22 protein-coding genes and 1 riboswitch are annotated in these 19475 nt (G+C 71.7%); of the genes, 2 read left to right on the forward strand and 20 right to left on the reverse strand.

Annotated features, from left to right (window positions below; all coding sequences use genetic code 11):
* Positions 1 to 225: 225 nt before the first annotated feature.
* From ABD352_RS53540 to ABD352_RS53605, 14 genes are all read right to left on the reverse strand, one after another.
* Positions 226 to 1251: an NAD-dependent epimerase/dehydratase family protein gene (locus ABD352_RS53540; protein WP_344620399.1), complete on the reverse strand. Its 1026-nt coding sequence runs from the start codon at positions 1249 to 1251 to the stop codon at positions 226 to 228.
* Between the two features lie 9 nt (positions 1252 to 1260).
* Positions 1261 to 2058, reverse strand: a complete 798-nt coding sequence (locus tag ABD352_RS53545) for a glycosyltransferase family 2 protein (protein ID WP_344620400.1) — start codon at positions 2056 to 2058, stop codon at positions 1261 to 1263.
* Positions 2055 to 3266 carry a nucleotide sugar dehydrogenase gene (locus ABD352_RS53550; RefSeq protein WP_344620401.1) on the reverse strand — a complete coding sequence of 404 codons (1212 nt, stop codon included), beginning with the start codon at positions 3264 to 3266 and terminating at the stop codon, positions 2055 to 2057. The genes ABD352_RS53545 and ABD352_RS53550 overlap by 4 nt, the downstream gene beginning before the upstream one ends.
* 227 nt (positions 3267 to 3493) lie before the next feature.
* Complete coding sequence (gene pheT, locus ABD352_RS53555) at positions 3494 to 5968, reverse strand: phenylalanine--tRNA ligase subunit beta (RefSeq protein WP_344620402.1); 2475 nt, start codon at positions 5966 to 5968, stop codon at positions 3494 to 3496.
* Between the two features lies 1 nt (position 5969).
* Positions 5970 to 7067 carry a phenylalanine--tRNA ligase subunit alpha gene (gene pheS / locus ABD352_RS53560; RefSeq protein ID WP_344620403.1) on the reverse strand — a complete coding sequence of 366 codons (1098 nt, stop codon included), beginning with the start codon at positions 7065 to 7067 and terminating at the stop codon, positions 5970 to 5972.
* A 128-nt stretch (positions 7068 to 7195) separates the two neighbouring features.
* Positions 7196 to 7960 carry a TrmH family RNA methyltransferase gene (locus tag ABD352_RS53565; protein WP_344620404.1) on the reverse strand — a complete coding sequence of 255 codons (765 nt, stop codon included), beginning with the start codon at positions 7958 to 7960 and terminating at the stop codon, positions 7196 to 7198.
* A gap of 25 nt (positions 7961 to 7985) precedes the next feature.
* Positions 7986 to 8348, reverse strand: coding sequence for a 50S ribosomal protein L20 (gene rplT, locus ABD352_RS53570; RefSeq protein WP_344620405.1), 363 nt, complete (start codon positions 8346 to 8348; stop codon positions 7986 to 7988).
* A gap of 87 nt (positions 8349 to 8435) precedes the next feature.
* Complete coding sequence (gene rpmI, locus ABD352_RS53575; protein ID WP_344620406.1) at positions 8436 to 8630, reverse strand: 50S ribosomal protein L35; 195 nt, start codon at positions 8628 to 8630, stop codon at positions 8436 to 8438.
* A 147-nt stretch (positions 8631 to 8777) separates the two neighbouring features.
* On the reverse strand, positions 8778 to 9398 hold the full coding sequence (gene infC, locus ABD352_RS53580) for a translation initiation factor IF-3 (protein ID WP_344620421.1): 621 nt from the start codon (positions 9396 to 9398) through the stop codon (positions 8778 to 8780).
* Between the two features lie 219 nt (positions 9399 to 9617).
* Entirely contained in the window at positions 9618 to 10079 is a 462-nt protein-coding gene (locus ABD352_RS53585; RefSeq protein ID WP_344620407.1) for a PH domain-containing protein, read from the reverse strand.
* 15 nt (positions 10080 to 10094) lie between these two features.
* Positions 10095 to 10946, reverse strand: coding sequence for an ATP phosphoribosyltransferase (gene hisG, locus ABD352_RS53590; protein WP_344620408.1), 852 nt, complete (start codon positions 10944 to 10946; stop codon positions 10095 to 10097).
* Between the two features lie 51 nt (positions 10947 to 10997).
* Complete coding sequence (locus ABD352_RS53595) at positions 10998 to 11261, reverse strand: phosphoribosyl-ATP diphosphatase (RefSeq protein WP_344620409.1); 264 nt, start codon at positions 11259 to 11261, stop codon at positions 10998 to 11000.
* 65 nt (positions 11262 to 11326) lie between these two features.
* Positions 11327 to 12226, reverse strand: coding sequence for a GerMN domain-containing protein (locus ABD352_RS53600; protein WP_344620410.1), 900 nt, complete (start codon positions 12224 to 12226; stop codon positions 11327 to 11329).
* Complete coding sequence (locus tag ABD352_RS53605; RefSeq protein ID WP_344620411.1) at positions 12223 to 12756, reverse strand: SigE family RNA polymerase sigma factor; 534 nt, start codon at positions 12754 to 12756, stop codon at positions 12223 to 12225. Before ABD352_RS53605 ends, ABD352_RS53600 begins: the two co-directional genes overlap by 4 nt.
* Before the next feature lie 103 nt (positions 12757 to 12859).
* Between ABD352_RS53605 and ABD352_RS53610 the strand changes: the two genes are divergently transcribed.
* The gene (locus tag ABD352_RS53610) at positions 12860 to 13348 is read left to right on the forward strand and encodes a hypothetical protein (protein ID WP_344620412.1); all 489 of its coding nucleotides are present in this window, start codon (positions 12860 to 12862) and stop codon (positions 13346 to 13348) included.
* A 64-nt stretch (positions 13349 to 13412) separates the two neighbouring features.
* On the opposite strand, the gene ribH is transcribed toward ABD352_RS53610, so the two are convergent.
* The 6 genes from ribH to rpe form a co-directional block, all read right to left on the reverse strand.
* Positions 13413 to 13889 (reverse strand): 6,7-dimethyl-8-ribityllumazine synthase, encoded by a 477-nt coding sequence (gene ribH / locus ABD352_RS53615; protein WP_344620413.1) that lies wholly within the window; start codon positions 13887 to 13889, stop codon positions 13413 to 13415.
* Positions 13889 to 15166 (reverse strand): bifunctional 3,4-dihydroxy-2-butanone-4-phosphate synthase/GTP cyclohydrolase II, encoded by a 1278-nt coding sequence (locus ABD352_RS53620; RefSeq protein WP_344620414.1) that lies wholly within the window; start codon positions 15164 to 15166, stop codon positions 13889 to 13891. The genes ribH and ABD352_RS53620 overlap by 1 nt, the downstream gene beginning before the upstream one ends.
* The gene (locus tag ABD352_RS53625; RefSeq protein WP_344620415.1) at positions 15163 to 15759 is read right to left on the reverse strand and encodes a riboflavin synthase; all 597 of its coding nucleotides are present in this window, start codon (positions 15757 to 15759) and stop codon (positions 15163 to 15165) included. The genes ABD352_RS53620 and ABD352_RS53625 overlap by 4 nt, the downstream gene beginning before the upstream one ends.
* A 3-nt stretch (positions 15760 to 15762) precedes the next feature.
* The gene (gene ribD, locus ABD352_RS53630; RefSeq protein WP_344620416.1) at positions 15763 to 16797 is read right to left on the reverse strand and encodes a bifunctional diaminohydroxyphosphoribosylaminopyrimidine deaminase/5-amino-6-(5-phosphoribosylamino)uracil reductase RibD; all 1035 of its coding nucleotides are present in this window, start codon (positions 16795 to 16797) and stop codon (positions 15763 to 15765) included.
* 120 nt (positions 16798 to 16917) lie between these two features.
* Positions 16918 to 17066, reverse strand: a riboswitch (FMN riboswitch).
* Between the two features lie 67 nt (positions 17067 to 17133).
* Positions 17134 to 18105: a GGDEF domain-containing response regulator gene (locus tag ABD352_RS53635; protein WP_425553986.1), complete on the reverse strand. Its 972-nt coding sequence runs from the start codon at positions 18103 to 18105 to the stop codon at positions 17134 to 17136.
* A 173-nt stretch (positions 18106 to 18278) separates the two neighbouring features.
* Positions 18279 to 18941, reverse strand: coding sequence for a ribulose-phosphate 3-epimerase (gene rpe / locus ABD352_RS53640; protein ID WP_425553985.1), 663 nt, complete (start codon positions 18939 to 18941; stop codon positions 18279 to 18281).
* A 108-nt stretch (positions 18942 to 19049) separates the two neighbouring features.
* Here rpe and ABD352_RS53645 point away from each other — a divergent pair, with 108 nt between their 5' ends.
* Positions 19050 to 19184 carry a hypothetical protein gene (locus tag ABD352_RS53645; protein WP_344620418.1) on the forward strand — a complete coding sequence of 45 codons (135 nt, stop codon included), beginning with the start codon at positions 19050 to 19052 and terminating at the stop codon, positions 19182 to 19184.
* The last annotated feature ends 291 nt before the right edge of the window (positions 19185 to 19475 follow it).

Consider the following 19475-nt stretch of genomic DNA (forward strand, 5'->3'; position numbering starts at 1 on the left):
GCCGCCTATCTCCACCGACCCAGGGACATCGGTCACGCCAACCAGGTCGGCGGAGTCACCCACGTCCGGTGCGCCAGAAGTCGTGGCGGGGCGGGTCGGCTCGCGCGTGGCCACGTCACGGCGAAATCGGGCAAGTCCGGAAATTTCGCATTGTTGATGGGCAAGCACACCCATACAACGAAAATGGGCCCCGCCGAGCGGCGGGGCCCATTAACGCCAAAAGGACTACAGCCGGCCTTCCTTGACCGCCTCGGTCACCCACGGGATGACCTCGTCCAGCATCTCGTCCAGCGACGTCGTCGCCTCGAAGCCGAGGACCTCGCGCGCCTTGGTGCAGTCCGGCACGCGCTTCTGGACGTCGTACTCGTACGGGTCGTCGGAGATCACGCGCAGCGGCACGTCGGGGCCCTTGATCTTGCGCCAGATCACCTCGGCCAGCTCGAGGACCGTGGTCGACTGCTCGGTCGAGACGTTGAAGTCCTCGTTGAGCGCCGCGTCGGACTCCATCGCCGCAATGATGCCCTTGGCCAGGTCGCCGCCGTAGGTGTAGTGCCGGACCTGGTCGCCGGTGCCGAGGATGTGCAGCGGGTCCTGGCCCTTGACGATCTTCTGCACGATGTCGGGCACCACGTGGGACATGGCCAGCTTCACGTTGCCGGAGAGGACCTCGACCTCGCCCAGCGCGCGGCCCTCGCCCACGCCGACGCAGTTGAACGGGCGCACGATCGTGTAGGGCAGCCGGTACTGGTCCCAGGCGGCCTTGGCGAAGTACTCCACGGCCAGCTTCTGGAAGCCGTAGGAGGACAGCGGCGGCGGCACCGCGCGCTCGTCGCCCTCCTTCGAGGGCCAGTGCGTGGTCGACTCGAAGACCATGGACGAGGACATGTACGTCATCTTCTTCAGCGTCCCGGCCTGGAACGCCTTGATCGCGGCGTCGCAGGACGAGGCCATGATCCGCTCGTTGGTGGCGAGCAGGTCGTAGGCGTACGCGTGGAAGTAGGAGATGCCGCCGATCAGCGCCGCGCCGGCGATGAAGTGCTCGCAGCCGTCCAGCAGCTCGGTGACCAGGTCGACGTCGCGGGCGTCGCCCTCGACGAACCGGTAGTCCGGGTGGGAGTCGTAGCTGCGGGTGACCGGGCCGTACTTCGAGTAGTTATCCAGGCCGACGACCTGGTAGCCGCGGGACAGCAGCTCCTCGACGACATATCCACCGATGAAGCCGGCCGAGCCGGTGACCAGGACCTTTGCCACTAACACTCCTTAGCCTTGATGTGCGGATGAGCTTTCGCGCGCGGCCTGCGCGTCGTCGCGGGCCGCGGAGGAAGCCGGGCGCTTGGCCAGCTGTTCCATTGTCAGTCTGGGGCCGAACGCGAACCGGTACCACTTGAGGTAACTCGGCATGAACCGCCCCACATCGAAGCGGGACTCGCCGAGCTGGCGGTCCAGCCAGATGGTGGGGATCTCGGCCACGGGCAGCCGCAGCCGGGCCGCCTTCGCGGTGAGTTCGATGCCGATCTCGAAGCCCGTCTTGGACTCGATGCCGACCTTGCGCACGAACTCGGTCGAGTACGCCTTGAAGCTGTTCGTGGCGTCGCGCGTGCCCACCCGGGCGAACCAGTGCAGGGTCCGGCCCGCGTTGCGGGACAGGAACCGCTTGAACCGGGGGCCGCCGACCTGCTGCCCGCCCGGCATGTACCGGGACGCGGCCGCGACGACCACGCCGCGGTCCACGAGCCGCGCCAAATCCTCGATCTGGCGCGGGTCGTCGGAACCGTCGGCCATGGTGACCACCGCGACCGGGGCGCGGGCCACGTCGATGCCGAAGCGGATCGCGTTGGCCGGGCCGCGGCCGTACGTGTTGAGCACGGTGCGCACCCGCGGGTCGCGGCCGGCCACCTCCTGCGCGAACGGCACGGTCGTGTCCTCGGGCATGTCGTGCACCACGAGGATCTCGGCCGGCATCATCACCTCGCGGAGGATGCGGTCGAGGCAGCGGACGATCGCCGCTCCCTCGTTGTAGACCGGGATCACCACAGAGACCTGTGGTACCAAGCTCATATACGCACGCCCTTGTTCGTCACGCCCCACATGTCCGCGACCGGGATGTCGGTCTGCAGGTCACGGTACTCCGGGTGGGGTGCGGCAACGATGAGCAGGTCCGCCCGCGTGAGCACCTCGTCGAGCGGGACGAAACGGTCGTCCTTGACGTAGGGGTCGGTGCAGAGCGTCTCCTTGGCCCGCAGCATCACGACCTTGCGCAGCTTGTAGGCCAGCGACTCGCGGATGTCGTCGCTGCCGCCCTTGAACGCCATGCCCAGGATGCCGACGGTCATCTCCGACAGGTCGAAGCGCTCCTGGAGCTTCGACACGACGTACAGCGGAAGGCCCTCGTTGATGAGCATCGCGCTGTGGCCGAGGACGAAGTTGTTGTTGTTGAACGCCGCGAGCTGCATCGTGTCCTTGAGCAGGCACGGCCCGGCCGCGAAGCCGGCGCCCGGCATGTCGGTGGCGCGCGGGTACTGGAACCGGATCGCGTGCCGGATGCGCTCGAAGTCCAGGCCGAAGTCGTTGGACATCATCCAGAACTGGTTGGCGGCGGCGAACTTGATGTACCGCCAGGTGTTCGTGAAGAGCTTGGCGAGCTCCGCCTCCTCCGGCTCGAGGATGACGATCTGGCCGGCCAGGTTGCGGAAGAGCTTCTCGGCGCGCTCGGTCGCCTCCGGAGTGCGGGCGGCGACGATCTGCGGCAGCTCGAACAGCTCGGTCATCGCCTTGCCCTCGGCGATGCGCTCCGGACAGAAGGCCACGTCGGCCTTGACCCCGAGCTTCTTGATGAGCTTCTCGGTCAGCGCCGTGACCCCGGGGTGCACCGTGCTGCGCAGGACGATGAGCTGGCCGTCGCGCAGGTACTCCGCGCACCGCTCGATCGCCTTCGGCACCGCCGCGATGTTGGGGTTGAGGTGCTCGTCGACCGGGGTGCCCACGATGACGACCAGGTGCTCGGCCTCGGCCACCGTGGCCGGGTCGGTGCTGGCCTTGAGCCGGCCCTCGGCCACCGCGGTCGCGAGCGGCTCCGCGGCGCCCTCCTCGTCGAACGGCAGGGTTCCGCTGTTGACCACCGCGACGGCGGCCTCGTTGATGTCGTACAGGGTCACCTGCAAGCCACGGGAGGCGAGCGCGATGCCGAGCGGGAGTCCCACCCGGCCGCAACCACCGATCACCACGACGTCGGTGGTGAACCCCGCCGATGCATTGACGTCTGACACGCGCTGCCCCTTCAGGAGATCGTGATCGGTTCCGGCCTGTGCCACGGACCCGGCCCTTGTACAACGCCGCTAGCTGCGCGGAAGGTTGGGCTCGGCGCCGTGACGGTACCATCTCCGCCGGATCCGGGTGCCACCGAGCATCACGCACAGTGTCCGATAACGGATACACGTGACGGCGGCCACATCCACAAATGTGACCGCCGTCGACGAGCTTCGCAACCGGTTCGTCACGCTCCGCGCAGGACCGCGCCGAGCCGGTCGGCCGCCACCGCCACGGCGGCGTCGCGCGCGGCGAGCGCCTCCTCGCCGGTCAGCGTGCGGTCCTGGGCACGGAACGTGAGCTTGTAGGCCAGGGACTTGCGGCCCTCGCCCAGCTGCTGCCCGGCGTACACGTCGAAGAGCCGGACCGACTCCAGCAGCGGCCCCGCGCCCTCGGCCAGCGCCGCCTCGACCTCGCCGGCCGGGGTGGCCGCGTCGACCACGAGCGCGACGTCGATGAGGGCGGTCGGGAAGTTCGACAGCCGGGGCGCGATCGACACGCCCGGCAGCGGCACGGCGTCCAGGTCGAGCTCCATCGCCACGGTACGGCGCGGCAGGTCCAGGTCCGCGCAGACCGCCGGGTGCAGCTCCCCCGCGTGCCCGACGACGACGTCGCCGACCAGCAGTGCGGCGCAGCGCCCCGGGTGCCACGGCGCGTAGTTCGCCGCCCGCACGGTGAGCGTCACGCCGGCCGCCGCGGCCACGGTCCGGGCCGCCTCGACCGCGTCGGCCCAGTCGGCCGCGCGGCCGCCGCCCCACCACCCGGCGGGCTCGGCCTCGCCGGCGATGACGGTGGCGACGTGCCACGGCTGGTGCGGCAGCTTCGCGTCGATCTCGGCCCGGTCCGCGTCGCTCGGGGGCCCGTCGACGCCCGCGGCCGGGAAGACCGGCAGCGGCCCGGCGGGCAGGAACACCGGCCCGATCTCGAACAGCGCCAGGTCCTTGAGCCCGCGGCCGAGGTTGCGGCGCAGCGCGGCGAACAGCGGCGGCAGCAGCGTGGTGCGCAGCGCCGGCTCCTCGTCGGACAGCGGGTTGCGCAGCAGCAGCGCCTCCCGGCGCGGGTCGCCGTCCGGGACCCGCAGCGCGTCGAGGGCCGGCATGCCGACGAACGGCCAGCACAGCGCCTCGATGTAGCCCGCGTCGGCCAGCGCCCGGCCCACGGTGCGCCGCCGCCGCTGGGTCGCGGTCAGCCCCCGCCCGGGCGGGGCGATCGGCAGCACGCTGGGGATCCGGTCGTACCCGTCGAGGCGCAACACCTCCTCGGCGAGATCGGCCGGGTCGTTGAGGTCGTGCCGCCAGCTCGGCGGGGTGACGGTGAGCCGGTCGCCGTCGGACACGACCTGCGTGCCGATCATCGCGAGGATCTCCAGCACCCGCTCCGGCGTGTACTCGACGCCGGCCAGCTGCGACGGCCGCTGCACCGACATCGTGATCGAGGCCGGCGGGACAACCGCGTAGACGTCGGTGACGCCGGTGGAGACGGTGCCGCCGCCGTGCTCGGCCAGCAGCGCCGCCGCCCGCGCGCAGGCGGCCGCGGTGATCTGCGGGTCGACGCCGCGCTCGTAGCGCTTGCCGGCCTCGCTGGGCAGCTTGTGCCGGCGGATCGTGCGGGCCACCGAGCGCGGGTCCCAGTGCGCGGCCTCGAACAGCACGTCCACCGTGGCCGGGGAGACCTCGGTGGTGGTGCCGCCCATGACCGCGGCCAGCGAGACGACGCCGGTGCCGTCGGCGATGACGATGTCCTCGGGGTCGAGCGCCCGGTTGACGCCGTCGAGCGTGGTGAGCTTCTCCCCCGCCTCGGCGCGGCGCACGACCAGCGGGCCGGCGAGCTGGCCGAGGTCCCAGGCGTGCATCGGCTGGCCCATCTCGATCATCACGTAGTTGGTGATGTCGACCGGCAGCGAGATGGCGCGGATGCCGGCCGTGGCCAGGCGCTGCTTCATCCACTGCGGGGTGGCCGCGGCCGGGTCGACGCCGCGGACCGCGACGGCGGTGAACCGGTCGCAGGCGATGCTGTCGAGCACCTCGATCGGGTACGCCCCGCTGCCGTCGCCGTCGAGGGGGACCACCGCCGCGACCGGGTCGCGGTAGGCGCCGCCGAGGGAGTGCGACAGCTCGCGGGCGATGCCGCGGACCGAGAAGCAGTAGCCGCGGTCCGGGGTCACGTTGATCTCGACCACGACGTCGTCGAGCCCGACGATCGGCCGGGCCTCGTCGCCGGGCTTCGCCGAGTCGGGGCTCAGCACGATGATCCCGTCGTGGTCGTCGCTGACGCCGAGCTCCTTGCCGGAGCAGATCATGCCGTTGGAGACGTGGCCGTAGGTCTTGCGGGCCGAGATCTCGAAGCCGCCGGGCAGGACGGCGCCGGGCAGCGCCACGACCACCAGGTCGCCCTCGGCGAAGTTGCGGGCGCCGCAGATGATGCCCTGGGGCTGCTCGTTGCCGACGTCGACCAGGCAGTACCGGATCGGCTTCTTCAGCCCCTGCAGCTCCTCGATCGACTCCACCCGGCCGACCACGAGCGGCCCGGAGACGCTGGCGCCGGCGTCGTGCAGCTCCTCGACCTCCAGGCCGACCTTGACGAGGGCCTTCTCCAGCCCGTCGCCGTCGAGGTCGGCCGGCAGGTCGACGTGCTCGCGCAGCCAGGAAAGCGAAACGCGCACCTCAGGCCTCCCATCCGAACGCCCGCGCGTACCGCACGTCGCCCTCCACCATGTCGCGCATGTCCGACGCCTCGTTGCGGAACATCAGCGCCCGCTCGATGCCCATGCCGAACGCGAAGCCGGAGTACTCCTCCGGGTCGATGCCGCAGGCGCGCAGCACCCGCGGGTTGACCATGCCGCAGCCGCCCCACTCGACCCAGCGCGGGCCGTCGCGGTGCTGCGGGAACCACAGGTCGATCTCGGCGCCGGGCTCGACGAACGGGAAGTACGACGGCCGCAGCCGGGTCCGCGCCTGCGGGCCGAACATGCCCTTGACGAAGTTGTCGAGGGTGCCCTTGAGGTGGCCCATCGTGATGCCCTTGTCCACCACGAGGCCCTCGACCTGATGGAAGACCGGGGTGTGGGTGGCGTCGAGCTCGTCGGTGCGGTACGTGCGGCCCGGGCAGACGATGTAGATCGGCGGCTTGCGGGTCGTCATCGTGCGCGCCTGGACCGGCGAGGTGTGGGTGCGCAGCACGACGCGCGAGTCGGTCTCCGCCTGGGACCGGTCCGACGTGCTGCCGGCGGCGACGAAGAACGTGTCCATCATCGAGCGCGCCGGGTGGTCCGGGTGCATGTTGAGGGCGTCGAAGTTGTACCACTCCCACTCGACCTCGGGCCCCTCGGCGACCTCGTAGCCCATGCTCACGAACAGGTCGCCGACCCGCTCCATGATCTTGGTCAGCGGGTGCTGGGCGCCGGCCGGGCGGCGGTCGGTCGGCAGCGTGACGTCGACCGTCTCCTCGACGAGGACGCGCTCCTCCCGCTCGGCGGTGAGCACCGCGAGCCGGGCGTCGAACGCGGCCTGGATGGCGACGCGGGCGAGGTTGACGCGCTTGCCGGCGTCGGCCTTGGCCGCCGGGGGCAGCGAGCCGATCTCGCGGCGGGCCAGGGACACCGGGGCCTTGTCGCCGAGGTGCTGGTGCTTCAGCGCGGCGAGGGCGTCCAGGTCACCGGCGCCGGCGAACGCCTTGTCGGCCCCGGCGACGGCGTCGTCGAGCGCGCTCTGGTCGAGCAGGGCCGGCTGCTTCGGGTCGTACGGATCATTGCGGTAAGTCATCGGACTCTTCCCACGGGAGATTGGCCTCGGACAGTGTAGTGAGGTCCGCCCGCCGGCCGTGGGAAGGAGTCAGGAGGTGCTGCGCCCTGTCCGCCCACCGTCACCGGCGGGCCACATAAACAGGCTCATCACACGCTCCTCAGGGCTTTGGCCGAACTGTACAAGCATACGGCGGCCGCCGCAGCCAGGTTGAGGCTCTCGGCGCCGCCGTAGAGGGGCACCCGCACCCGCCGGTCGGCCTCGAGGTCCTTGGGCAGGCCGTGGGCCTCGGAGCCGAAGAGCCAGGCGGTGGGCCGGGCCAGCTCGGCGTCGAGGTCGAAGAGGTCGGCGTCGCCGTAGCCGTCGGCGGCGAGGGTCTGCACACCGGCCGCGCGCAGGGCGGCGACGGTGGCGGCGGCGTCGCGGGCCCGGACCACGTCGACGTGGAAGAGGCTGCCGGCCGAGGAGCGCACGGCCTTGCCGTTGTAGGGGTCCACGACGTCGCCGGCAAAGACCACGGCGGTGGCGCCGGCCGCGTCCGCGGTGCGCAGCACGGTGCCGGCGTTGCCGGGGTCGCGGATGTCGACGCAGACGGCGATGAGGCGCGGCCGGGCGGCGAGGACCGTGGCGAGCGGGACGTCGCGCTGCCGGCACACGGCCACGAGCCCCTGCGGCTGCACGGTGTCGGCGAGGGCCTGCATGGCCGCGTCGTCGACGAGGCTGGCGTCCCCGGTCAGCTCCGGGTAGCGGCGCACCGCCTCGGCGGTGGCGAAGAGCTCGGCGACGACGCCGGCCTGGACGGCCTCGCGAACCGCCTGCGGCCCCTCGGCCAGGAAGCGGCCGGTCTCGTCGCGGTCCCGGCGGCGGTGCAGGCGCCGAGCAGCAACGACCCGGGGCGTCCGAACGGTGAACACCCCGGGTCGCGGCTCTGCGCGTGGGTCAGGCTGCGGCAACGGCCGTCTTCGCCACCTGGACGAGGCCGCTGAACGCCGTGGCGTCGCTGACGGCGAGCTCGGCGAGGATCTTGCGGTCGACGTCGACGCCGGCGAGGCGCAGGCCCTGGATGAGCCGGTTGTAGGTCAGGCCGTTCGCGCGGGCCGCGGCGTTGATGCGGGTGATCCACAGCTGGCGGAAGTCACCCTTGCGGTCGCGACGGTCGCGGTAGGCGTACTGCATCGAGTGCAGCACCTGCTCCTTGGCCTTGCGGTACAGGCGCGAGCGCTGCCCGCGGTAGCCGCTGGCGGTCTCCAGGACGGTGCGGCGCTTCTTCTGGGCATTCACTGCCCGCTTCACGCGTGCCACGGTTCTTACTCCTCATGCGAGACCGGCCGGGGGTCTGCCCGTACGGCCGGTCGAAAGTCAAGAAAGGTCGGGGGGAGAACGCCGCTGTTATCGGCCGAGGAGCTTGTTGACCTTGCGGGTCTCCGACTGGCCGAGCTCGACGTTGCCGCTCAGGCGCCGGGTCCGCTTGCTGGACTTGACCTCGAGCAGGTGCCGCTTACCCGCCGGCTCGCTGAGGATCTTGCCGCGACCGGTGATCTTCACGCGCTTCTTCATCCCGGAGTGCGGTTTGAACTTCGGCATGCTTGTGTTGCCCTTCATTCCTCGAGGTGCGCCAGCACCCTGCCGTCCTGAGGAGCAGACAGGGTGCCACAGCGCTCCGGCGCACAGCCGGGAACCGCGTGGTGCGGGCCCGCCCGCACGACGCGGTGGTTGATATGACGGTGCGTGTTATGCCTGGTCGGCGGTGACGACCTCGGGCAGCTCGGCGACTGGTTCGCCCTCCGAGCTCGCGCCGCCGTCCGCCTTCGTCTCGCGGCTCTGGGTCGCCGCGGCCTTCACGTTGCGGTGAGGGGCCAAGACCATGATCATGTTGCGGCCGTCCTGCTTGGGCGCGGCCTCGACGAAGCCCAGCTCCGAGATTTCCTCCGAGAGCTTGCGCAGCAGCCGGAAACCAAGCTCCGGGCGGCTCTGCTCGCGGCCACGGAACATGATCGTTACCTTGACCTTGTCGCCCGCCTTCAGGAACCGCACCACGTGACCCTTTTTGGTCTCGTAGTCGTGCGGATCGATCTTCGGGCGGAGCTTCATCTCCTTGATGACGGTCTGCTGCTGGTTACGCCGGGCTTCCCGGGCCTTGAGCGCGCTCTCGTACTTGAACTTGCCGAAGTCCATGAGCTTGCAGACGGGCGGGCGTGCCATGGGCGCAACTTCGACCAGGTCCAGGTCCACGTCGGCGGCCAGCTGAAGAGCGCGCTCGAGCGGGACGATGCCCACCTGCTCACCCTCCGGGCCGACCAGCCGGACCTCACGTGCCCGGATCTGCTCGTTGACGCGTGGCTCGACGCTGATGTGGCCTCCTCCATAGGTGTTTTAGCTCCTGCGGTCGACCGTTGCCGTGGCAACGCAAAAAACCCCGCCGCGCAAAGCGCAGGCGAGGGCCGCTTCGACCGGTCCGCACTGAGGCGGGTCGGTCGGACCGGACCCGGCTGCCTGCGAGCTGCGCGGGTGGGGACCTCAAGGGCCCCGCTTCGGACGCCCCATCCGAGATGGGGCGTCGGTCGACGTCGACTACTCTACCACGGTCGGTGTCAAGGCCGCTGTGTGCAGGGCGCGCAGTCCCCGGGCGGCCTTCACGGCGTAGTCCTTGTCGGCCATCTGCACCGCCATGACCGCTACCCGCTCGTCGTCCTGCAGGTCGAGGGTGAGCCAGGGGGCGCCGCGGCCGAAGGTGACCGAGCGCACAGCGTCCCACGGCAGGTCGTACGAGCCGATGATGTTGCGCACCCGCACGCCCTGCTCGTCGGCCACGACCTTGGGCCGGACCATCAGCAGGATGCCGGCGGCCGCGCACAGCCCGAGGCCGATCATCGCCGCCTGGTCGCCGCGCTGGAAGTACCCGGGCCCGTCGCCGGTCTTGCCGTGCAGGCCGAACGCGATCAGCGTGAAGACCACGACGACGACCGCCGCGAGGACGTAGGCGATGACCCGGGCCCGCTGGGGCCGTGCGACAACGGGATTTGGCGTGCTCACGGCCCCAGTCTGCCACTACAGCCGGCAGGCGTGGATTCCGGTCACCAGGATGGCGCGGGCGCCCACGTCGTAGAGCTCGTCCATGATCCGGTGCACGTCGGCCTGCGGCACCATCGCCTGGACGGCGACCCAGCCCTCGCGGTGCAGCGGGGAGATGGTCGGCGACTCGATGCCGGGGGTGAGCGCGACGGCCGCGTCGAGGGAGTCGGCCCGCACGTCGTAGGCGAGCATGACGTACTGCCGGGCGACGAGGACGCCCTGGAGGCGGCGCAGCAGCTGCGGTACACCCGCGGGAAGCTCCTCGCCGGCGCGCCGGATCAGCACCGCCGAGCTCTTCAGGATCGGGTCGCCGAGCGTGTCCAGGCCGGCCTGGCGCAGGGTCTTGCCGGTCTCGACCACATCGGCGATGACGTCGGCCACGCCGAGGCGGATCGCGTTCTCCACCGCGCCGTCGAGCCGGATGACCTCGGCCCGCACGCCGTGCTCGGCGAAGTAGCGCTCCATCACGCCCGGGTAGGCGGTGGCGACCCGCAGCCCCTCCAGGTCGGACGGGCTGGAGCCCTTGACCGAGCCGGGCACGGCGGCGAAGCGGACCGTGGCCCGGCCGAAGTTCAGGTCGAGCACCTCCACGGCCGGGCTGCCCGCGTCGATGAGCAGGTCACGGCCGGTGATGCCCAGGTCGAGGTCGCCCGAGCCGACGTAGGTGGCGATGTCGCGCGGGCGCAGGTAGAAGAACTCGACGCCGTTGGGCTCGTCGCGGCAGAGCAGGTCCTTGGGGTCGGAGCGCTGGCGGTAGCCGGCCTCCTGCAGCATCTGGCTGGCGGGGATGGACAGGGTGCCCTTGTTGGGCACGGCGATGCGAAGCATGTGAGCTGGTCTCCAGACGGGTGGCGGGGATCGGGGAAGGACGGGACCGAACTACAGATGTCGGTAGACGTCTTCCAGCGACAGCCCTGTCGCCAGCATCAGGCACTGCACCTGGTACAGCAGCTGGGACAGCTCCTCCGCGGTGCGCTGCGGCCCCTCGTGCTCGGCCGCCATCCAGCTCTCGGCGGCCTCCTCGACGACCTTCTTGCCGATGAAATGCACGCCCTTCTCCAGCGCAGCGACGGTGCCGGATCCGGGGGTGCCGGCCGCGGCCTTGGCGCTCAGCTCGGCGAACAGCTCGTCGAAGGTCTTCACGGGCTCGAATTCTTGCAGCTACGCACCCGGAAACGGAATCCGGTTACTGACAGGCGTGTCGCGCCTCACCCCACCGTGAAGTCGTGATCGTCCGTCCACCGGCCGCTGGTCGCCTCCACGGTGTACCGCCCGGTGGCCAACCGCATCGTGAGGCGCGCCTCCCCGAGCGACGGCGACCGGGCACTCAGCCTGACGTCCCGCTCGTCGACGACCTCGCCGGCCGCGTCGCGCACGCGCAGGTGCACCGTGCCGTCCGCGACGACCCCGGCCAGGTAGACCGCGAAGGACTTACCGACGACCTCGTTCTGGGCCGGGTCGATCACCCAGACGGGGGCCTGGACCTGGGTCATCGGCGCCTGGGTGGCCGGCACCGGGTCGCCGTCGACCACGAGGCGCACCCCGTCGGCCTTCTTGATCGAGGTGTACGTCGAGGAGCCCGCCACCGTGTACACCAGCTGCTGGACGGCGAGGTCGCCCGGCCGGCCCCCGACGCCGGCCAGCTCGACGGTGACCTGCTTGCCGGCGATGGCGACGCCCACGACGGTGGTGCTCGCGGGCCACAGGCTCGCGTAGTCCGGGTCCTGCGCCTTGCCCCGCACCGACAGCTCGACGGCGGCCCGGATCCTGTTCTCGTCGCTGTCCTGCGCGAGGCTCACCGGGACGAACTCCCGGTAGAGGCGGCCGTCGTGGGCGAAGTAGGCGGGGAGCCTGAGGACGTCCACGGCCGACTCCTCGGTGGACACCGGCCGGCCCGGATCGCCCGGGTCTCGACGCGGGTTGCCGACCACCGCCGCCGCGCCGATCGCCAGCGCGGTCGCCACCGCGGCGCCGGCCACCGCGAGCCAGGGGCGGCGCCGCTCGGCCGATCGCTGCCGGATCCTCGGGAGGGCGTCCGGGGAGATCCGGACCTCCTCGGCCCTCGCCCGCAGGGCCTCGCGCAGGCGGTCTTCCTCGGGTGGCCTCATGACTGCCGCTCCAGGCTCTGACGCAGGGCCGCCATGCCGCGGGCCGCGTGGCTCTTGACCGCGCCGCGGCTGACGCCCATGGCGCGGGCGATCTCGGCCTCGGAGAGGTCGGCGTAGTACCGCAGGACGATGGCCTCGCGCTGACGGGTGGGCAGGCGGCGTACCGCGGCCAGGATCTCCCGATGCTGCAGGAGGCTCAGCGTCTGGATCTCCGCGCTCGCCACCTCCTGCCCGTCGCCGCCGCCCTCCCGGGCCAGGTGCCGCTCGGCCACCCCACGATGGCGCAGCGCCGAGCGGGCCCCGTTGACCACGCTCGCCCGCAGGTAGGCGACCGCCTTGTCCGCGTCGCGGAGGCGCCACCAGCGGCGGTGCAGTGCGACGTACGCGTCCTGGACCACGTCCTCGGCCAGCCCGTCGTCGTGCAGCAGCAGCGCGGCGAGGCGCACCAGCCCCCGGTAGTGGGCGGCGAACAGCGCCGCGACCGCGTCGTCCGCGCTCCGGCTCGACCCGCTGCGCTCCGGCACGGGCACGACCCCACCGTCCCACGCCGCAGCATCGGCAGCTATCACATCGAGACGACGCGCGGGTGCGCCCTTCGGTTTACCGGTTCGATCTCCTGGTTACCCTGTGCGCGTGGATACGGAGCCGAAGTACACCGACGAAGAGTGGGGCCTGCTGGTCGGCCTCCCGCAGTCCGTCCTGATCGCGGCCTCCCAGGCCGAGGCCGACGGCAGCCGCCGCACCCGTGAGGAGTGGACGGCCGGCATGACCACGATCGCCGATGGCCGCGGCTCGTCCAGCCAGCTGGTCAAGCTGGTCGCCGAGGAGGTCGTCGCCCGCCAGGGCGACGTGACCCACGGCGACGAGCCCCCGATCATCGAGTTCCCCGACCGCGAGGCCGGCCTGGCCGACGTCATCTCCCGCGCCCGCGCCGCCCACGAGCTGCTGGCCGCCAAGGCCGAGCCGGCCGACGCCGAGACCTACGGGTACTGGCTGGTCACGCTGGCCGACCAGGTGGTCGGCGCCGCGACCACCGGCGGCATCCTGGGCATCGGCGGCGAGCAGGTGACCGCGGCCGAGCGTTCCTTCCGCGACAACCTGGCCGCCGCCCTCGAGGTCTGACCGCCGGCGCTCGGCAGTGCCGGAAGACTTCGGCACTGCCGAGGACCGGACCCGTCCGGCGGCCTCAGGACTTGGCGACCAGGCGCAGGGCCACCGCGGCGTCCAGCGCCGCCAGCGCCGCCGCGTAGCCCTTGTCCTCGCTCGAGTCCTCGAACCCCGCCCGCGACCGGGCCTGGTCGTAGTTGTCCACCGTGAGCACGCCGTGGGCGACGGGCGTGCTCTCGTCCAGGGCGACCCGGGTCAGGCCGTCGGTCACGGACTGGCAGACGTACTCGAAGTGGGCCGTGTCGCCGCGGATCACCACGCCCAGCGCGACCACCGCGTCGAAGCGGTGGGCCAGGGCCTGGGCCAGGACCGGCAGCTCCACCGCGCCGTCCACCCGCGCCACCGTGATGTGGTCGACGTTGGACGCCTCGCCCGCCTCGATGGCGCGGCTCAGCATGTGGTCGACCAGCTCGCCGTGCCACCTCGTGGCGACGATGCCCAGCGTCAGTCCCGTGCCGTCCACCCGTTGCAGGACGGGCGCCCCACTACCAGCCATTACGCAAGTCCCTCCGCGACCTCGTCGAGCTCGTCCAGCAGGTGCCCCATGCGGTCCCGCTTGGTGCGCAGGTAGCGCACGTTCTCCGGGTGCGGCCGGGTCGGCAGGGGCACACGACCGAGCACGGACAGACCGTACCCTTCCAGACCCGCCCGCTTTGCCGGGTTGTTGGTGAGAAGTCGCATCGTTTTGATACCGAGGTCGACGAGGATCTGCGCGCCGGTGCCGTAGTCGCGGGCGTCGGCGGGAAGGCCGAGGTCCAGGTTGGCGTCGACGGTGTCCCGGCCGAGGTCCTGCAGCTGGTACGCCTGCAGCTTGTGGATCAGGCCGATGCCCCGGCCCTCGTGGCCGCGCATGTAGAGGACCACGCCGCGGCCCTCGGCGGCGACCATCTTCATCGAGGCCTCCAGCTGGGGGCCGCAGTCGCAGCGCACCGAGCTGAAGACGTCGCCGGTGAGGCACTCGGAGTGCACCCGGACGAGGACGTCCTCGCCGTCGCCGAGGTCGCCGTAGACCAGCGCGATGTGCTCGCCGTTGCCGTACTCCTGCGTGTACCCGACGGCCCGGAAGACCCCGTGCTCGGTGGGCAGCCGGGTCTCGGCCACCCGCTCGATCTGCTGCTCGGTCCGGCGGCGGTACGCGATGAGGTCGGCGATGCTGACGAGCGCCAGGCCGTGCTCGGCGGCGAAGGCGCGCAGGTCGGGCAGGCGCATCATCGTGCCGTCGTCGTTGACCATCTCGCACAGCACGCCGGCGGGACGCAGGCCGGCGAGGGTGGCCAGGTCCACGGCGGCCTCGGTGTGGCCGACCCGGCGCAGCACGCCGCCGTCCTTGGCCCGCAGCGGCACGATGTGGCCCGGCCGCGACAGGTCGTGCGGCTGCGTCTCGGGCGAGGAGAGCAGCCTGATGGTGCGGGCCCGGTCGGCGGCGGAGATCCCGGTGGTACCGCCGAAACGCGCGTCGACCGTCACGGTGTACGCCGTGCCGTGCCGGTCCTGGTTCGTCCGGTACATCGGCGGGAGGTCCAGCCGGTCGGCCTCGGCCTCGGTGATCGGCACGCAGATGTACCCGGACGTGTAGCGCACCATGAACGCGACCAGCTCCGGCGTGGCGCACTCGGCCGCGAAGATCAGGTCGCCCTCGTTCTCGCGGTCCTCGTCGTCGACCACGATGACCGCCCGGCCGGCGGCGATCTCCTCGATCGCCCGCTCGATCGGGTCCAGACCGGCAACCGGCGCGCTCGGGCCGCCACCTCCGCTTCGCTCCGGGCCGCTCATCGGGCGGCCTTCCCGAGCAGCTTCTCCACGTACTTCGCCATGATGTCGACCTCCAGGTTGACCCGATCGCCGACGCCCTTGGCGCCGAGCGTCGTGAGCTTGAGCGTGGTCGGGATCAGCCCGACCGAGAACGTGTCGTCGGTGACAGTGACGACGGTCAGCGAGATCCCGTCGACGGTGATGGAGCCCTTCTCGACCACGTACCGCCCGAGCCCCTCCGGCAGCGCGAACGTGACCGTCTCCCACTGGTCGCCGGCCTCCCGGGCCAGGATCGTGCCGACCCCGTCCACGTGCCCCTGCACGATGTGCCCGCCGAGCCGGGTGGCCACGGTCGCGGCCCGCTCCAGGTTGACCGCCGATCCGGGGGCCAGCGCGCCCAGCGTCGAGCGCTTGAGCGTCTCCCCCATCACGTCGGCGGTGAACACCCCGTCGGCGTTGTCGACCACGGTCAGGCAGACCCCGTTGACCGCGATCGAGTCGCCGTGGGCGGCGTCGGAGGTCACGGTCGCGCCGCGGATGGCGAGCCGGGCGGAGTCGCCCAGCGGGTCGACCGCGACGATCGTGCCGAGCTCTTCGATGATGCCGGTGAACACTGGTCACGCACCTTTCACTGTTGCCGTCAGGCGCACGTCGGGCCCGATCCGGGCAAGGTCGACAACGTCGAGCGTCAAGGCCTCGGCGATGCTGGAAATCCCCGCGAAGCCCAGCGCGGCCGGGCCCGCGCCGAGCAGCTTCGGCGCGAGGTAGGCGACCACCCGGTCGACCAGTCCCTCGGCCAGGAACGCGCCCGCGAGCGTGGGGCCGCCCTCGAGCAGCGCCACGCGCACCCCGCGGGCGTAGAGCTCGCGGAGCATGGCGGGCAGGTCCACCCGCCCGTCCTCCCCCGGCGCCGCGACCCAGGTCGGCGCCGAACGATCAAAAACCTTGGAGCCCGCATCGGTACCGCGGGAGCCTCCGACGACGACGCGCAGCGGCTGCCGGGCGGCCGGCTCACCCTCCGGCGACCGCACGGTGAGCTGCGGATCGTCGGCCCGCACGGTGCCGGCGCCGGCGATGATGGCGTCGACGCCGGCCCGCAGCCGGTGCACGTCGGCCCGGGCGGCCGGCGACGTGATCCACTTGCTGGTGCCGTCGGCGGCGGCCGAGCGCCCGTCGAGCGTGGCCGCGAACTTCCAGATGACGTAAGGGGTGCCGCGGGAGACGGCGGTGAGCCAGCCCTCCATCGCCTCGTGGGCCGACTCGTGCAGTACCGAACCCATGTCCACGACGACCCCGGCGGACCGCAACGTCTCGGCCCCGCCCGCGGCGACCGGGTTGGGGTCGCGGACGCCGGCCACGACGCGCGCCACCCCCGCCGCCACCAGGGCGCGCGAGCACGGCCCGGTGCGGCCGGTGTGGTCGCAGGGCTCCAGCGTGACGTAGGCGGTGGCCCCGCGGGCGAGGTCGCCCGCCTGCTCCAGCGCCCGGACCTCGGCGTGCGGCCCGCCGGCCGGCGCGGTGCGGCCCTCGCCGGCGATTCGCCCGTCCGGGGTGACGACGACGCACCCGACGTTGGGGTTGGGGCTGGTCTCGCCGAGGCTCAGGCGCGCCAGCTCGATGGCGCGTCGCATGAACGTCTCGTCGTCTGCCATGGCCCTCTCCCGCGTGGTCTGTGATCACACGCGGGGGGACGCCACAGAGACCCCCGACAGCGCCGGGGACAGCGCGGCAGCCCACCGGAACTGCCCGCCAAGCGGACAGCACCGGATCCCGCGCGCTGAACTCCCATCCGGACTTTGACCGTCGGCCCTGGACTCACACCAGGTCCACCGGCCGATGGCTTCGACCGGGTCGCGGGCTCCCGGCCCGTGATGGGCCGATTACCGCCGGTTCGGAATTTCACCGAGCCCCGCCAGCGCGTGGTGGGTACGTACCCCGAGTCTCGCACAGAACCAGCGGTCCTTACCCGGCTCGGGCCGGGATGTGCGTCACAACTCCACGGCGCTGCGCCGGTCGACCGCCACATAGTTGCCGTTGTGCTTCTTGGCCACCTTCTTCATCTCGGTGGCGATCGCGATGATCTCCCGCGGGTCGGTGAACCGGCCGCTCTCGGGCGTGCCGATGGCCACCCCGATGGACAGCGTGACCAGGTTGGGCTGCTGGACCTCGCCGGTGCGCGAGGCGATCTCGATGTACCCGCGCTCGGCGTCCACCGGGTCGTAGAGCGCGTCGGAGGCGGCCTGGAACTCCAGGATGGCCTTGGTGGTGAGCTCCTTGAGCTGCTCCGGCGAGCACACGACGAGGAAGTCGTCGCCGCCGATGTGCCCCAGGAACGCCGGGGGCAGCCCGACCTCGACCACGGCCCGGTGCAGCGCCCGGGCGAGCGCGATGATGAACTCGTCGCCGCGCGCGAACCCGTACACGTCGTTGACCGGCTTGAACCGGTCGATGTCCACGTGCGAGACGGCGAAGTCGCTGCCGGCCCGGGCCCGGTCGCTGATCTCCCGCAGGATGCGCGTGTTGCCGGGCAGCCCGGTGAGCGGCGAGACCTCGCGGTTCTCCTGGTTGCGCCGCAGCGTCGAGCGCACCCGGGCCACCAGCTCCAGGGTGTCGAACGGCTTGACCAGGTAGTCGTCGGCCCCGGCCTGCAACCCGATCACCTTGTCGGCGGTCTGCCCGCGCGCGGTCAGCAGGATCACCGGCATCGACGCGGTCATCGGGTCGGCCCGCAGCCGCCGGGTCAGCTCCAGCCCGTCCAGCTGCGGCATCATCCAGTCGACCACGGCCAGCGCGGGCTGGTGCTCCTGGATCAGTGCGAGCGCGGTCGCCCCGTCGTGCGCCAGCAGCGTGCCGAAGCCCTCGAGGTTGAGGTTGACCTCGATGAACCGGGCGATGTCCACATCGTCGTCGACCACGAGAATGACATCGCTTTCGCCCACAGCCGCCCCGTCCGCTCGGATCCGCCACCTTGCCGTTGGACGGTACCGCGCTCAGCCGTTCCCGGCGATGCCCCGCGGCTCGCGGTTTGTTCAGCTGTTGCCGGCTCGCGGCTTGCTCAGCCGCTGCCGGCTCGCGGCATGTTCAGCTGTTGCCGGCTCGCGGCATGTTCAGCTGTTGCCGGCTCGCGGCTTGCTCAGCTGCTGCCGACGATGCCGCGCAGCTTCCGGACCGCCGCCGCCGGGTCCGCGGCGCCGTACACGGCGGTCCCGGCCACGAACGTGTCGGCCCCCGCCTCGGCGCAGGCCTCGATGGTGTCCTCGGCCACCCCGCCGTCCACCTCGATCCGCAGCTCCAGGTGCCCGGCGTCGACGTGCCGCCTGGCGGTGCGGACCTTCTCCAGCAGCTCGGGGATGAACGCCTGCCCCCCGAAGCCCGCCTTGATCGTCATGATCAGCAGCAGGTCGAAGTGCGGCAGCAGCTCCAGGTACCCCTCCACGGGGGTGTCCCGGTCGATGGCCAGCCCGGCCCGGCTCCCGGCCGCCCGCAGGTCCTTGGCGATCGCCACGGGATCGGTGGCCGCCTCGGCGTGGAACGTCACGTTGTACGCCCCCGCCTCCGCGTACCCGGCCGCCCAGCGCGCCGGATCGGCGATCATCAGGTGGCAGTCGAACGGCAGCGTCGTCGCCTTCCGCAGGCTCTGGACCACCGGCAGCCCGATCGTGAGGTTGGGCACGAAGTGGTAGTCCATGACGTCCACGTGCAACCAGTCCGCCGCCCCCTCCACGGCCTGGGCCGCGTCGGCCAGGCGGGCGAAGTCGGCGGCGAGGATCGAGGGCGCGATCACGTTGTCCGGCACAGCCGTGATGCTATAGGCCCCCGCCCGGCCCCGCGCCGCCTGCACCGTACTGCGCCGTTTCGGGCGTTATGCGGCGAATCCCGGCCCGCGCCTGCGACAATCGTCCCCATGGATGTCGTCGACGCCATCATCGCCGATCACGTGCGCTTCGAGCACCTCCTGCGCGACCTGCGCGCCCGCGGCACCGACGCCGCCGTCTCCGCGCTGATCCCCCACCAGCGCGACCCGGAGCCCATCTCCTGACGCGCCGATCCCCCGAAGACACACGGCACCCAAGCCGATAGACCGCCCGCTCCCCGCAGCCGCCGCCGCCCTGATCGCGCGCGACCCGGAGCCCATCTCCTGACGCGCACGAGCGGCCACCTTCGCGCCGATCCCACGAACCCAAGCCCGACAAGCCGTCCGTTCCCCGCCCGAAATCCGATAAGTCGGGCGCTCCGCGCCACGACTTATCGGATTTATACCCCGCCGGTGGTTTCCAGGGGTCGTTGCAACACGGTGTTTCAGCTGGCGGTGGTGGTGAGGAATTGGGCG

This window comes from Dactylosporangium salmoneum, from assembly GCF_039532525.1.
Lineage (GTDB): Bacteria > Actinomycetota > Actinomycetes > Mycobacteriales > Micromonosporaceae > Dactylosporangium > Dactylosporangium salmoneum.

Coding starts and splice junctions, on each gene's coding strand:
- ABD352_RS53600 (WP_344620410.1), bottom strand. CDS start 12,226: ATGAGGCCACCCGAGGAAGACCGCCTGCGCGAGGCCCTGCGGGCGAGG.
- ABD352_RS53545 (WP_344620400.1), bottom strand. CDS start 2,058: ATGAGCTTGGTACCACAGGTCTCTGTGGTGATCCCGGTCTACAACGAG.
- pheS (WP_344620403.1), bottom strand. CDS start 7,067: ATGACTTACCGCAATGATCCGTACGACCCGAAGCAGCCGGCCCTGCTC.
- ribD (WP_344620416.1), bottom strand. CDS start 16,797: ATGGCAGACGACGAGACGTTCATGCGACGCGCCATCGAGCTGGCGCGC.
- ribH (WP_344620413.1), bottom strand. CDS start 13,889: ATGGCTGGTAGTGGGGCGCCCGTCCTGCAACGGGTGGACGGCACGGGA.
- ABD352_RS53645 (WP_344620418.1), top strand. CDS start 19,050: ATGGATGTCGTCGACGCCATCATCGCCGATCACGTGCGCTTCGAGCAC.
- hisG (WP_344620408.1), bottom strand. CDS start 10,946: ATGCTTCGCATCGCCGTGCCCAACAAGGGCACCCTGTCCATCCCCGCC.
- ABD352_RS53620 (WP_344620414.1), bottom strand. CDS start 15,166: ATGAGCGGCCCGGAGCGAAGCGGAGGTGGCGGCCCGAGCGCGCCGGTT.
- rpmI (WP_344620406.1), bottom strand. CDS start 8,630: ATGCCGAAGTTCAAACCGCACTCCGGGATGAAGAAGCGCGTGAAGATC.